Annotated in this window: 10 protein-coding genes; 3 read left to right on the top strand and 7 right to left on the bottom strand. The window is 66.0% G+C overall.

Features of this window, described 5'->3' with window-relative positions:
• Window positions 1-709: 709 nt before the first annotated feature.
• Both CYJ22_RS01915 and CYJ22_RS01910 read right to left on the bottom strand, forming a co-directional pair.
• Window positions 710-2,554 carry an alpha/beta hydrolase gene (locus CYJ22_RS01915; protein WP_101600665.1) on the bottom strand — a complete coding sequence of 615 codons (1,845 nt, stop codon included), beginning with the start codon at window positions 2,552-2,554 and terminating at the stop codon, window positions 710-712.
• 3 nt (window positions 2,555-2,557) lie between these two features.
• Window positions 2,558-2,902, bottom strand: a complete 345-nt coding sequence (locus CYJ22_RS01910; RefSeq protein ID WP_007589673.1) for a hypothetical protein — start codon at window positions 2,900-2,902, stop codon at window positions 2,558-2,560.
• A gap of 226 nt (window positions 2,903-3,128) precedes the next feature.
• Between CYJ22_RS01910 and CYJ22_RS01905 the strand changes: the two genes are divergently transcribed.
• Window positions 3,129-5,099, top strand: coding sequence for a hypothetical protein (locus CYJ22_RS01905; protein ID WP_101600663.1), 1,971 nt, complete (start codon window positions 3,129-3,131; stop codon window positions 5,097-5,099).
• A gap of 94 nt (window positions 5,100-5,193) precedes the next feature.
• Here the strand turns inward: CYJ22_RS01905 and CYJ22_RS01900 are convergent, their stop codons facing one another.
• From CYJ22_RS01900 to CYJ22_RS01890, 3 genes are all read right to left on the bottom strand, one after another.
• Window positions 5,194-6,339 carry an alpha/beta hydrolase gene (locus CYJ22_RS01900; protein ID WP_101600660.1) on the bottom strand — a complete coding sequence of 382 codons (1,146 nt, stop codon included), beginning with the start codon at window positions 6,337-6,339 and terminating at the stop codon, window positions 5,194-5,196.
• An 84-nt stretch (window positions 6,340-6,423) separates the two neighbouring features.
• Window positions 6,424-7,581 carry a homoserine O-acetyltransferase MetX gene (gene metX / locus CYJ22_RS01895; protein WP_101600658.1) on the bottom strand — a complete coding sequence of 386 codons (1,158 nt, stop codon included), beginning with the start codon at window positions 7,579-7,581 and terminating at the stop codon, window positions 6,424-6,426.
• 110 nt (window positions 7,582-7,691) lie between these two features.
• Complete coding sequence (locus CYJ22_RS01890) at window positions 7,692-9,017, bottom strand: O-acetylhomoserine aminocarboxypropyltransferase/cysteine synthase family protein (protein ID WP_101600656.1); 1,326 nt, start codon at window positions 9,015-9,017, stop codon at window positions 7,692-7,694.
• A 458-nt stretch (window positions 9,018-9,475) separates the two neighbouring features.
• Here CYJ22_RS01890 and CYJ22_RS01885 point away from each other — a divergent pair, with 458 nt between their 5' ends.
• Window positions 9,476-10,810 carry an NlpC/P60 family protein gene (locus CYJ22_RS01885; protein WP_101600654.1) on the top strand — a complete coding sequence of 445 codons (1,335 nt, stop codon included), beginning with the start codon at window positions 9,476-9,478 and terminating at the stop codon, window positions 10,808-10,810.
• Window positions 10,811-11,435: 625 nt separating this feature from the next.
• A complete protein-coding gene (locus CYJ22_RS01880; RefSeq protein ID WP_243390432.1) occupies window positions 11,436-12,131 on the top strand; it encodes a hypothetical protein in 696 nt (231 codons plus the stop codon).
• Window positions 12,132-12,150: 19 nt separating this feature from the next.
• Here CYJ22_RS01880 and CYJ22_RS01875 read toward each other — a convergent pair whose 3' ends face one another.
• Window positions 12,151-12,861, bottom strand: a complete 711-nt coding sequence (locus CYJ22_RS01875) for a hypothetical protein (RefSeq protein WP_207760493.1) — start codon at window positions 12,859-12,861, stop codon at window positions 12,151-12,153.
• 93 nt (window positions 12,862-12,954) lie between these two features.
• Window positions 12,955-13,449, bottom strand: coding sequence for an inorganic diphosphatase (locus tag CYJ22_RS01870; protein WP_003792014.1), 495 nt, complete (start codon window positions 13,447-13,449; stop codon window positions 12,955-12,957).
• Between the last annotated feature and the right edge of the window lie 80 nt (window positions 13,450-13,529).

Below are 13,529 nucleotides of genomic sequence, written 5' to 3'. Positions count from 1 at the left end.
CCAGTCTGTCACGCGGGCGCGTGTTGGGCGGCGGGTATCCGGTGTGCGGATGGTCGCTCGAGGGTGTGGTCCGTCGGCTGCGCGTGGGGGCCGTGGTGCTGTAGGAAAAGGAGAGGCCGAGGCAGTGGTTGCCTGCGGCCCTGACGATTACGCGGGTTCCGGGTCGTCGCGGAACAGCTTGGGGAAGGGTGTCACGGGGACGGGCATGCGCTCCACGGGCGGCAAATGAGGGCTGACCGCCTGCTCGGAATGTGGGTAAATGCGGGGGGTTGAGTCTGTGCTCAGGCAGTAGGGTGACAGTTCGCGGCGCGTCTCATCGGACGCTGGAACCTGCAGCTCTGGCGCCGAATATTCAACGATACGCAGCTTATCTCTGCCCATTGAGTGCCACCCTGTTCTGTCTCATATGCTCAGTCGCGCAGTAGTCTAACCGGGTGGAAGATGCTGCGCCATCCGGATTCTGAGCGACATGTGTCATCGTACACGACATTGGTCCCAAGTCGTCGGACAACTGAGGATAGTTGCTCAGAATGTGTCAGTGGCTGATGTTTCGCTGCGCTGTGCTGCTGTGGGGACTGGCGGGCTGTGCATGCGACGGTGCTCCCAGCCTGTCGAGGGATGGGAGCACCGTTTGGATTTGTCTAGCGGTGAGAGGTTTCTTTCGCTCGGGCTTCTTCGAGCGCTGCATATTCCGCTGTGATTGTTCGGGTTAGGCCAGGTTGCGCGAGACGCTCCAGTTATCGGTCAACCCCAACTCGTGAGCCTTGTCGAGCATTTCCCATTCCTCGTCCGTCGTCTGGTCTGAGCCAGCGACGATGTTCGCGAAGTCCTGCGAGGTTCGTGTGCCTTCGTCAAAGTAGTCCATATGGTGCTTGAAGCTGTGTGTGACGTCCGTCCACCAGCGCGAAATGCCGGGGCTCTTCTTGTTGACCCAATAATCGGCTGAGTCTGTTGCATCCCCGCTGAGGTGTGTAATTCCATCGAGATTACGGGGATCTTTCCCGTATCCACTCGAGGCTAATACGTTGAGATCCTGGACTGAATCATGTGTTGGGATAGATGAGACATAGACGTGATCCTTGGGGACGTTGTACTCATCGATGCTCTGAACGCCGGAACCGGGGGAGCCGCACATGATGAAGCGGTCGACGGTGCCGGGGGCGACGAGCGTCATCGATTTGCCGGACGTGGTGGAACCGTAGGAGTGGCCGATGAGGGTGTTGACGAAATTGTGGTTGTTAGCCTCGGCGCTTGCGCGCAGCCCCTCCTCGAAGCGCGCGAGCTTGGGGGCCGCGCGATCCGCGTAGCGGATGTCCGTTGCCTGAATAAGGTCAATCCCCTCGTTTTTGGGGGCGACGTAGCCGAGGTAGGAGATGGTGGCGACGTTGTTCGGGTCGATCCCCGCGTAAGCGGTCTGCTTCTTGAGTCGTTCGTTGAACTCCATGTAATACCCGAGGTCGCCGCGCACGTTCGTGCCGATGCCAGGGACGAGTGTCGACACGTGCGTGGCGGTGTCAGGGTTGCCCGAGGCAACGATGGCGGTCGTGCGCTGGTACTTCTTGTCGTAGTCGAAGTCGAGTAGGTAAGCGGGGGGAAGGCCGCTCTTGGCACGTTCGGTGTCGTTCGTTTGTCGTCGGATCGCGCTCAGGTCGTCGTAATGCTCCTGGGCTACTCTCATTCGCTCAGCTGCTTTTCGGTATTTCTCTCGCACGTCGGCGGGGATGTGGTTTGTGCTGGTTTCGCTTGCGGCCTTGAGGTATTCCTTCTTGGCTTTGTCGTATTCCTCCGTCGCGGCGGATAGTTCTTGCTTGGATTCCTCGAAGGCTCCTGCCCGATAGGTTCCGTCGGCGTGGAGATAGCCGTTAAGTGCGTGCTTGTTGGCCTTGTCGCGTGCCACCGCTGGGAGTCCGTCGAGGTGGCGGATGTCATCCGGGCGTCGATCGACGAGGAATTGTTGCTGCTCGTATGACAGTGATTTCCACCAGGCGGCGACCTGAGAGGGGGTCCAGTTCGGCTGGGGGAAGTCGGGGACGCCGACGACCTTGTTGTTTGCCCCGTCGCCATCCGTGTAGCGGTCGTTATTGATATTGCTAAGAGCCTCGCACAGGTTGCTGTCAACCTGGTTGGCCTGTTCGACAATTGCCTTGATTTTGTCGACGATATCGAGGTATTCCTGAGAAGGGGCGTCTTCTCGCCTTGATAAGCTATGGTCGATGACGGTGCCGTTGGTGAGGATCGTGCACTCGACAGCGGATGCGTATGCTAGCAAGCTGTGGACGTTTGCCACGACGGTCGCAACCCCGTCGCGTGCGCCCTCGATGGCCAAGAGAGCGCCGTTGACATTGGTGAGCGCGCGCTCGAGCGAAGCGAGGTTCTTGGTGGTCGCCTCGCGCATCGCCGTGACGGCCTCACCCTCGGACCGGACGGCGCCCAGGGCGTCCTCGCCGTCCTCGTAGGCCTTGCGCAGGACTTGGTTCGCTTCGAGCAGGTCCTTTGCGATGGACTCGAGAGATCCACTTTCCCAGTTGAGAATGTTTGCCCACGTGATCGCCATGGCTCACTCTCCCTTCGATGGGCCGACGGGCGGGCAGGGCTCGGGGAGGCTCGCCATGACCTGTTGGATTGACTGCTGGTTGATGTCTTCTGTTGCCCAATACTCGGTGGCCGAGGCCTTAACGTTGTCGGCCAGGGTTGAGAAGGAGGTCTTCAGCGCGAGCAGCTGGTCCTCCATGTGTTCGCCTGCATACGTCGCCTGTGTGGGGGCGGAGCCGCCTTCCATGGCCAACTTGACATAGGAGAGATTGTAGGGAAGGGAGGCGATATTGTTGATCGTCGCCGAGAGGTCGCTCAGTTTCTGGGAGAAAGCCTCGAGGTCGTTCTCGAGAATGTGGAGATCGGGCATCGTCGTCCTGTCCTGCCGTCAAAGATCTGTTGCGCTAGCTCACTATTCTACCGGCTTGAAGAACTGTGGGCGTGATGTGGGGCGTGGGTGAGACGGCTCGTCGACCGGGGCTTTAGGGATAGATGCTTACGTGGTATCTATCCCAATGTCCCTGTGTCATCCGTGTTTCTTTTGGAACGTATGAAACAATGGCCCCGAGCGCCCCATACACGTGAAGGGAAGAGCGATGGCCCTGTTTGAGTTCGAGGATGGACACCTCGTCCCCGCTCAATTCGGATATCCGGTCGCCCAGGACCTGGGACCCGACCTTGTCGACGCTATCTGCCAGCAGGTCCTGCAGATTGTCTCGCGCCCGCTATTCCCGGTGACCTGGCGTGATATGACCGGCCAGGGGGACGAGGAGACGCCGCGTTTGACCGCGCTCGACGTGTCGGGTCAGATCGTCTCCGTCGAAATTCTTAAGGAACTCGACTCCGAGACCCTTATTACCTCCCTGTCGCGACTGGCCGAGGTGGCCTCGATTTCGTGGTCGGACCTGGCGGCCGAGTACCCCTCGGGCCCCGAGGGCTTCCGCGGCGGTTGGGCGCAGTTCCGCGATTCGATGCCCCCGGCGGTGGGCCCGGGCCCGCGACTCATCATCGTGGCAGGTGAGATCGACCCCTCGGTGCGCCCCGCTCTGTCCATCCTGGCGACGTCCGGCGTCGAGGTGCACCTCATGAACCTGCGCCAGATGTCGAACGGCCGCCTGTTCCTGGACGTGAACGCGGTGGGGCCGCGCCTGTACGGCCATGCGCCGCAGCTCCTCGCCTCCGCCGCGGCAGCGCCCGCGCTGGCCGCCGCGACCGAACAGCCGGCTCCCTTTGAGGAAAGGGTGCCCGCAGAGTCCGCGATCCCCGCGCCTCCCGAGGAGGGCGCCGAGGCCTCGAACGAGGAGGACTCCGAGACCCCCACGACGCGCCCCACGCCGAAGGTCGCCCCGCACCTGCGCGAGGTCTTCACCTACCCGATCGACGAGGAGCCCCCGGCTCCCTGGCAGTCCGCCGCCGAGGAAGGCGATCAGGACGAGGCCGAGGCCGAGTTGGCCGACGCGCTCGAGGCCGTCGACGCCCCGCAGCAGGGCGAGCCCGCCGAGCAGGCCGACGCCACCGAGGAGTCCGCGGATGAGTGGGCCCCGGCCGATGAAGCCGACGATGCCGATGAAGCAGGCGAGGCCGACGCCCCTGATGCTGCCGACCAGCACGTCGCCGATCACGTCGAGGCGGTTGACAGCTCCGAGGTCAATGAAGCAGTGGAGGAAGTCGCAGACGCTCGCGACGCGTTTGCGCCCGAATTCTCCGACAGTGAGCACGCGGAGGAGGCCGAGGCTGAGATCGCCGACGCGCTCGACACTGCGGGTGCGCACGAGCAGGTCGACGAGCAAGCCGAAGCCTCCGAAGGTGACGCCGCCGAGCAGCCCGCGGACAAGTGGGCCCCGGCCGACGAGGCAGGCGAAGCCGACGCGCACGCCGTTGACGACCAGCACGCCGACGATCACCTCGAGGAGATCGCCACGGAAGAATCAGTTCACGCAGACGAGGCCGAAGCCGCCGACGAACGCAGCGATGAAAGCGACGAGCACGTTGAGATCGCCGATGAACAGGCGGAATCGGCAGGCGACGCCACGCCCGAGCAGGCTGATGAGCAGCAGGAGCCCGAGGAAGAAAAGCCCCGCTGGGAGCGCCCCGCCCACATGAGCCGCCGCGCCACGCGTCGCGCTCGCGAAGAATCCGTCGAACTTAACGACGGTGGTGCGACTGAGGCTGCCACGGCGTCGTCCGTGGATCGTTCCGATGAATCCCCCGAGGTCGCTGCGGCCCGTGCGGAAGGCCTGCCGGTCCTCGGCCGCGACGAGGCCGGGCTGCGTACCCTCGCGCAGATCCTCGGCCAGGACACGCCCCTCGTCGCCCGCAGTGAGCTCGGCCTGCCCACCGACCTCGTGCTTGCGGCCAGCGGCGCGGTGTCCGGCGCAGGCCTGACCTACCCGTCGCTCGACACCCTCCTGACCGCGCGCGGCCTCGGCCATCTCGACGCCTGGGGGCAGGTGCGCATCGGCGATCGCCTGGGCCCGACCCTGGCCGAAGCCCTCGACGAGGTCAACCGCGAGATCGTGCGCGAATACGCGCAGGCTCCCCGCGGACACCGCTCCGCCAAGCACTGACGCGCGATCGCGGCGAGCGCCCAGACCCCGCGACGCTGACACGACGAAGGAGGCCAGGGATCAGGCGATCCCGGGCCTCCTCGCTTCCTGATGCTCAGCGCACGAAAGCACCCAGCCAGCCGCGCATCGTCGCGTACACGGCCTCGCGCACGGGAGCGTCCGACAGGACGAGATCGTGCTTGCCGGGGAAACGCGCGATCGTCACCAGGTCCGACAGGCCCAGGCTCCGCTGAGCGATGACGGTCGGATCCAGGACGGTGTCGGAGGTGAAGGCACGCTCGCACCACTCCTCGTCGAAATAGGCGGACGTGGACACCATCGACAGGACCGGGCAGTCCAGGTGCACGTCCTTTTCGATCGTCTCGTGCCCGGCCATGATTGCCTCGAGCCACGAGGCCGGTACCGGGTAGGACTCGGGGCGCTTCCAGTCCTGGATGATCGGCCAGCCCGCGACGGACGGATCCTGCGCCGACAGCCCCTCCGGGATAGGCAGTTCCGACGAAGCCCGACCCGCGAGCGAGCGTCCGTAGTGTCCCGCCCCTCCCGTGGGCACCTCCCACATCGGGTTACGCGACGCAATGCGTCCGATGACGGGGGCCATCGCCCCGCGCCAGGCGGCCATCGACTGCATTTCCAGCCAGCCCGAGTTCAGGATCAGGCCGTCCAGGACGCCCGGGTGACGATGCGCCCACAGGGTTGCAATCAGGCCGCCCGTCGAGTGGCCCATGAGGACGATCGGCTCGTCGTCGCGCTCCTCGCGGATGATCTCGATGGCCTCGCCGATCTCCTCGTCGTACACGGACAGGTCGTCCGTGTAGCCGATCGTCTGATGGGGACGCAGGGAACGCCCGTACTTGCGCATGTCCAGCGCGTAGAACGCGGCACCCGCGTCAACCAGGTGCTGGGCCATTTCGGTCTGGAAGAAGTAGTCGTTGCGACCGTGCAGGTACAGGATCGTCAAGCGGGCGCTCGCGGGCGGGGTCGCGCGCACGAGGGTCGCCACGCAGGGGCCCTCCGCGTCGTCAAGCAGCTCGATCGTGCGTGACTCGTACCCGTCGCCCAGGATGTCGGCGCGCCAATCGGAGCCGGGCGGGCCGGCCTCGCCCCAGGGGGCCATGACGTCGCGCTCGGGGATCCCCTCGGGCGACGAGGCCGGGGCCTCCACCCCGGACAGGTCGGGCAGGCCGCTCGTGTCGGGCATTAGCTCGCCGCCGGCCGTGGGATTGCTGGTAACGCTCATGTGGTCAGCATAACGCGCGAGGCCGCCCCGGCCTCGTTGATGAGGAGGAGGAACCGGGGTGGCCTCGCGGAGAATGGGGGTCGATCAGGCGAAAGAGGACGCGCGCGAGGGGATGCGCTCGTTGAGGAACTCGTCGAGGAGAGCGGTCAGCTGGTCGTGCTCGATGAGGAAGCCGTCGTGACCGTGGTCGGAGTGGATCTCGCGGTAGAACGCGCCCGAAATTCCGGCTGCCATCTGCCAGACCTGCTCGGGGAAGAACAGGCGGTCGGAGTCAACCGCGACGACGAGGGTGCGCGCGGTGACGGCCTTGAGGGCCTCGACGACGCCGCCGCGGTCGCGGCCCACGTCGTGGGACAGCATCGTGCGGCACAGCGTCACGTAGGAACCCGCGTCGAAGCGGCGCACGATCTTCTCGCCGTGGTAGTCCAGGTAGGACTCCACTGCCAGGCGACCGCCGTGCAGGGGGTCCTCGTCGTTCTGGGGAATGCGGCCGAAGCGCTCGTCCAGCTCCGAGGGGGAGCGGTAGGTCGTGTGCGCGATCTGTCGGGCGAGCGCCAGGCCTGCGGTGGGGCCGGGGCCCGCGTAGTAGTCGCCGCCGCGCCACGCCGGATCCAGCTCAATCGCACGGATCTGCGTGTGGGTCCAGGCAGCCTGGTCGGCGGTCGTCTGCGCGCCCGAGGCCACGACCACCAGTCGGCGCACGCGCTCCGGGTAGCTGACCGCCCACTCGATGGCGCGGTGTCCGCCCAGCGACGCGCCCACGACGATGCTCCACTCGTCGATGCCGAGCAGGTCGGCCAGGCGGGACTCGGCGTACACCTGGTCGCGCGTGGAAATTACGGGGAAACGCGAGCCCCACGGCGCGCCGTCGGGAGCGAGGGACGCCGGGCCCGTGGAACCCTGACAGCCGCCCAGAACGTTCGCGGCCACCACGTAGTAGCGGTCCGTGTCGATGATGCGCCCCGGGCCCACGATCTGGTCCCACCAGCCGGGGGTCGGCTGGCCGGGCGCCGTCTCGCCGTACACGTGGGCATCGCCGGTCAGCGCGTGCAGGATAAGGACCGCGTTGGAGCCAGCCTCATCCAGCTCGCCCCACGTCTCATAGGCAAGTGTCACGGAGGGCAGGATCTCGCCGTTCTCCAGGCGCTGGGCACCCAGGTTCGCGAACTTGCGGAAGGCGACCGGGTCGCCCTCGCGCCACGCGCCGGAGATGGGGGCGGGGGGCAGGTTGTGACGGCTCATGATGTCCTTCTTTCGCAGGGGCGCTTCGCTGTTGCGGGAATTGGGGGAGGGGCAGCGGCGGCCTCGGAGCCTCAGGAGTGCGTGTATCCCCGAGGCCGCCGACGGGTCTGTTAGGCCGTGGCCGCGCGGGCCGCGGCGAAGCCGAGCTCCAGGTCGGCGAGGATATCCTTGATGTTCTCCAGGCCGATCGACAGGCGCACGGTGCCGGGCGCGACGCCGGCCTTGACCAGCTCCTCCTCGGTCAGCTGCGAGTGCGTCGTCGACGCCGGGTGGATGACGAGGGACTTCGCGTCGCCGATGTTGGCGACCACCGGCAGGAGCTGCACGCCGTCTGCGAAGGCCCGGCCGGCCTCGTACCCGCCCTTGATGACGAAGGAGAGCAGGCCGCCCGTGCCCAGCGGCGCGTACTTCTTGCCCAGCTCGTAGTAGGGGGAGGACTCCAGGCCCGCGTAGTTGACGGATTCGACGTCCGGGTGAGCCTCGAGGAAGCGGGCGACCGCCAGCGCGTTGGAGACGTGGCGCTCGATGCGCAGGGACAGCGTCTCGATGCCCTGCGAAATGAGGAACGCGTTGAAGGGGGAGGTGACGGCGCCCAGGTCGCGGTTGATGAGCGTCTGGATGCGCAGCAGGAACGCCAGGTTCGCGCCCAGCGCGCCGCCCACGCCCAGGTCACGGGCGTAGACGAGGCCGTGGTAGGACTCGTCCGGCGTGTTGTAGAGGGGGAAGCGCTCGGGTTGGGAGGCGAAGTCGAAGTTACCCGAGTCGACGATCGCGCCCGCGATCGAGGTTCCGTGTCCGCCCAGGTACTTGGTGGCCGAGTGGACGACGATGTCGGCGCCCCACTCGATCGGGCGGATCAGGTAGGGGGTGGCGACCGTGTTGTCGACGATGAGGGGCACGCCGACCTCGTGGGCGACCGCCGCGATCGGCTCGATGTCGAGGATGTCGCCCTGCGGGTTGGGGATGGTCTCGCCGAAGAAGGCGACCGTCTTGTCGTCGGCGAGCGCGCGCCACGCCTCGGGGTCGAGGGGGTCTGCGACGAAGCGGGTCTCGATGCCCAGGCGTCCCAGCGTGTTCTTCAGCAGGGTGACGCTGCCGCCGTACAGGGAGGGGGAGGCGACCACGTTGTTGCCGGCAACGGCCAGGGCGAGGATCGACAGGGCGGTCGCGGACTGGCCGGAGGACACAAGGAGGCCGCCGACGCCGCCCTCGAGGGCCGCGATGCGGGCGGCGACGCCGTCGGTCGTCGGGTTGGTCAGGCGCGTGTAGATGGGGCCCAGCTCCTGCAGGGCGAAGCGGCTCGCTGCCTGCGCGGTGTCTTCAAAGGCGTAGGAGGAGGTCTGGTAGATGGGCAGCGCGGTGGCACCGGTGGCGGGGTCGAGGTTGTATCCGGCGTGGATCTGCTTGGTTTCGAAGGACCAGTCGTTGGCGGTCATTGTGCGGCTCCTTAGGTGAGGGGTAGTTCGTCTCTGATTCCCCTCCGGCGGGCCGCAGATGCGGTGAAGTGAACATGCGTCGAGGCGCGTCCCGCTGTCGGGGGACTGCGCGGCAGTCGCTTGTGCTGACGCGCAGTCAGCGGCACATTCGACGGTTCATGCCTTCAATTGTTTGTCATCGACGAGGCCTGGGCGCGATGGTCCCGGATGGTGGACTTTTGTGACAGCTGCTGTCCGTCGGTCGAGTATGTGAGCAGGCTCATGGTGATGGTTGAAAATGTCATGAAAGCGCAGGTATTTGCGCGGTAATCATGGTGCTGGTGTTACTAATGTTGCGACTGTTGCATGTGTGAAAGTTGAGTTTTGTGGTGTGTTTGTTGCCAAGCGTGACGAAAGTGGATAGGCTCTTTCCCAGTACGCGCGCTCCGGCGCACCTAATTGGACGAGATGAGACAACGATGAGACGACGCGGAACCATTCGCACGGGCCTGACGGCTATCGCCGCCTGCGCCCTCCTCGTGCTGCCCCAGATGGCGCAAGCCGCCCCCTCTGAGGAAGAGATCGCTGCCGCAAAGGCTGCCGAAGAAGCCGCGAAGATGAGCGTCGCCCAGATCGAGGTCAAGCTCGCCGAGGTCAGCGCCAGCGCCGCAACCGCGGTGCAGAACGCGCAGATCGCCGGTGAAAACCTCAACGAGGCGAACATCGCCCTAGCCGAGGCCACCGCGACCGCCACCCAGGCCTCGGCCGAAGCCGATGCTGCCGAGGCCGCCTTCCAGGAAGGCAAGCAGCAGATCGCCTCCGTCGCGCAGGCTGCCTACCGCAACGGCGGTGGCACGCTCGACTCGCTCGCCCCCTACCTTGACTCCGACGGTCTGCGCAGCGTCGAGACGAAGCAGGCCGGCATCAACTCCTTCTCCTCCTCCGCCGAGGCGAAGATGCAGAACGTCGCCGCCCTCGAGCAGGTCGCCAAGGTGACCCGCGACGCCGCAAACTCCGCGCTCGCGAACCAGCAGGCCGCCACCAACGAGGTCCAGGCTCGCACCGACGCCGCCAACCAGGCCGCGACCGCCGCCCAGAACGAGGCTGCAATCGTCGCCGCCCAGCGCAGCGCCTACGTGCAGGAGCTGGCCACCAAGCAGAACACGACCGTCGATCTCATCAACCAGCGTGAGGCCGCCCTCGAGGCCGAGCGTCAGGAAGCCGCGCGTATCGCCGCCGAGCAGGCCGCCGCAGCTGCGGAAGCCCAGCGTCAGGCCGAGGCCGCAGCCGCCGCCGAGCGCGCTGCTGCCGCTGCTGCCGCCCAGGCCTCGTCCTCTGCCGACGACGAGGACGATGATGACGACTACTCGTACTCTGCGCCCTCCTACTCTGCGCCCTCCTATTCCTACGAGGAGCCCTCGTACTCGGCCCCCTCCTACTCGGGTGGCGGCGGCGCTGACGCGGCGATTGCGGCCGCGAAGAGCTACCTCGGCGTCCCCTACGTGTGGGGCGGCGAATCCTACGGCGGCGTGGACTGCTCGGGCCTGACCATGCTCGCCTGGGAGAGCGCAGGCGTCGACCTGCCGCACCTCTCCCGCGCGCAGTACAGCTACGGCACGCACGTGCCGATCGGCTCCATGGAGGCCGGCGACCTGATCTTCTGGTCCTCCAACGGCACCCAGTCCGGCATCTACCACGTCGCCATCTACCTGGGCGGCGGCCAGATGATCGAGGCTCCCACCTTCGGCGTGCCCGTTCGCATTACCGGCGTGTACAGCTGGGGCTCGATCATGCCCTACGCCGTGAGGCTCTGAGCCGCATCGTTGCTTGATGAGCCGGGGGCCGCGCAGACTGTGTGTCTGCGCGGCCCCCGGCCTTTTTGTGGTTGTGTGGGTTGTGTGTTGTGGGCTTGTGTATGGCTGGGCTTACACGCCGTGTGTGGGGAGAGTTTTGTACCGGTTCGGCCTTGAGGTGGGGGTTGCCGGGAGAGTTTTGTACCGGGGCGTGTGCGCTGCGTGGCTAGTCGGTGGTGGTCGGCGGGAGAAAGTTCTCCCTGCTCGGGTTGTTTGCGTCTGGACCGGGAAAAAGTTCTCCCTGCTCGCGCTAAATGGTCTGAAATGGGCGTTTTTTGCTGTGTGGGGAGAGTTTTGTACCGGTTCGGCCTTGAGGTGGGGGTTGCCGGGAGAGTTTTGTACCGGTGGGCGCCCGTACGGGGCTTTACGGGTCAGCAATGGAAAATTTCAACGCCAGTAACGCGACGGTCGGCACGTGTGCGGTGGCCACCTGAGGGGCCGCGATAGCCACTCGGTGGGCCGCGAGTCTTACCTGGTGCTGCCGCCATGAGGCCACAAGTGCCGGATGGCGCCGCCGGTGTAGAAAATCGCTCCTGTGTGCAACCCGCGAGCGTGCTTGTGGGGTCATGTGGCTAGCATGAACGACATGAGTGCCCCCACCGCCGACACGAACACCCACCAGATCGGTGCTACCTCCACGGTCCCACGCGTTGTCAAGCCGTTCCCCGCGTACGTGCGCGCCCTGTTCGTCTTGTTCTGCGTGGTGCCTCCGGCGTGGGGGTTCATTGATTTCCTCAGTAGGGATAACTGGACGCAGTGGGCATTCCAGTTGAGCCAGGCGCGAGTGATCATCGCGGCCATAGCAGTCCTCGCGTTCCTCCCCATCGTCCGGGCGGTGTTCGGGCGTTTCATCCTCGACCTAATCCGCAGAATCAAGCCGATGCGCAGCGGCAAGCACGCGACGGAAGCCCACCCCGGCACCATGTTCCTGGGGGTCGTGGCCTCGCTCGTGGTGCTTGGACTGGTTGGTCTGGTCGCGTGGGGCATGTGTGGTCAGGCTGCCCTCGACTGGCGCGACGGTCCGGTGACCCGCGAGGGAGTCACGTGCACCGCCATGAATCCCGAGCAACGCGACGATGGGCCGTTCGTGCACATCGAGCTGACTGAAACCGAAGGGGTCGTGCGCGCCTACGACCTGCGCCAATACGAGCTCGATCGCCACGCCGAGAAGGGGACGCCCCTCTACAACACGATCGTCGAGGCCTGCCAGGCACCCGGCACCCAGATCGGGATCAGCGTCTACGACCGCACGGGCATCATCGTCGAGGCGTGGAAGCGCTAGCGCGAAGTAGGTACACGCTCTACTGACGGACCGAGGCCTCGGCGATGAGTCCCGTCCGAGGGTAGATCGACGCGTCGAGGGTCGTGCCCGGGAGCCTGCAGGCCGTCAGGACCGTTGCGTAGGGGTGGCCCAGACGGGTGGAAACTGCTCGCAGCTCGCTGTGGTCGACCTTGAAAGACCGCACGACGCCGTTGGAGTCAACGAGCTCAAAGGTGCTGGAGATGGGGCGCCGAGTGCTGCTTTTCTCGTCCAGGTTCTGGCAGGTCAGGCCCTCGTAGTGCGCCGGCCCCTCCCACCAGTCTTGAAGTGCGGGGAGGTACCCCGCCCCGAACTCGGTGTAGGCGAATGCGAATGCCGAGGCGGAGAGTACGAACGCGGCAGTGGCGACCCCGGGATGCGGGGCGCGCGCGTGGCGCCCACGGACGGGCAGCAGGAAACGACGAAGGGTGTCCCGGACCATCCAACGCAGGGCAGCCCACACGATCGGCACCCACCCGATGCACAGCAGTGCGAACAGGGGAAGCGTCGCCAATGTGGCGCGCATCGTCAGCGGTCCCAGCATCGGCTTGCCGAACGGGATCCAGATGAACACGCCGACGAGAATCAGGACGACAACGACGATGAGGCGCGTGAGGCGCCGCTCCCACGGCTTCGACGCCGGTGCCGAGATCGAGCCAGAGCCCCCGCTTTCTCCCCGCGGGGAAGGCTGGGTGGCAGTCGATGTGTGCATACGCCCATGCTAACGGCCGAGGCCGGGGAGCGCGGGTATGCGAAGGGGGCCGCGCAGACGCAAGTCCGCGCGGCCCCTTCGCAAGCAGTCAGCTCAGTGCTCGCCCTCGTGCTCCTTCAGGCGCTCGTAGGAGCGGCGAATCTCGGCCTCGGCCTCTTCGCGACCCACCCAGTGGGCACCCTCGACGCTCTTGCCGGGCTCGAGGTCCTTGTAGACCTCGAAGAAGTGCTGGATTTCCAGGCGGTGGAACTCCGACACGTCGTCGATCTCGGTACGCCAGGAGGCGCGCTGATCGGAGGCGGGGACGCACAGGACCTTGTCGTCGCCGCCCTTCTCGTCGCGCATGCGGAACATGCCGAGCGCGCGGCAGCGGATCACGCAGCCGGGGAACGTGGGTTCCTCGAGGAGGACCAGGGCGTCCAGCGGGTCGCCGTCCTCGCCCAGGGTGTCGTCGATGAAGCCGTAGTCATCGGGGTAACGAGTGGAGGTGAAGAGCATGCGATCCAGGCGGATGCGACCCGTCACGTGGTCGATCTCGTACTTGTTTCGGTTCCCCTTGGGGATCTCGATGGTCACGTCAAATTCCATGGCCGCGCCTTCCTCATTAGCCCCGAAACTCGGGGGTCCGGTTGGTTGTGTCGGCGCATGGACGGGTAGTGTAGGTACCG

The organism is Schaalia odontolytica (assembly GCF_002847525.1).
Taxonomy (GTDB): domain Bacteria; phylum Actinomycetota; class Actinomycetes; order Actinomycetales; family Actinomycetaceae; genus Pauljensenia; species Pauljensenia odontolytica_B.
The sequence above is the reverse complement of the archived record's forward strand: the minus strand, read 5'-3'. Positions and strand labels throughout refer to the sequence as shown.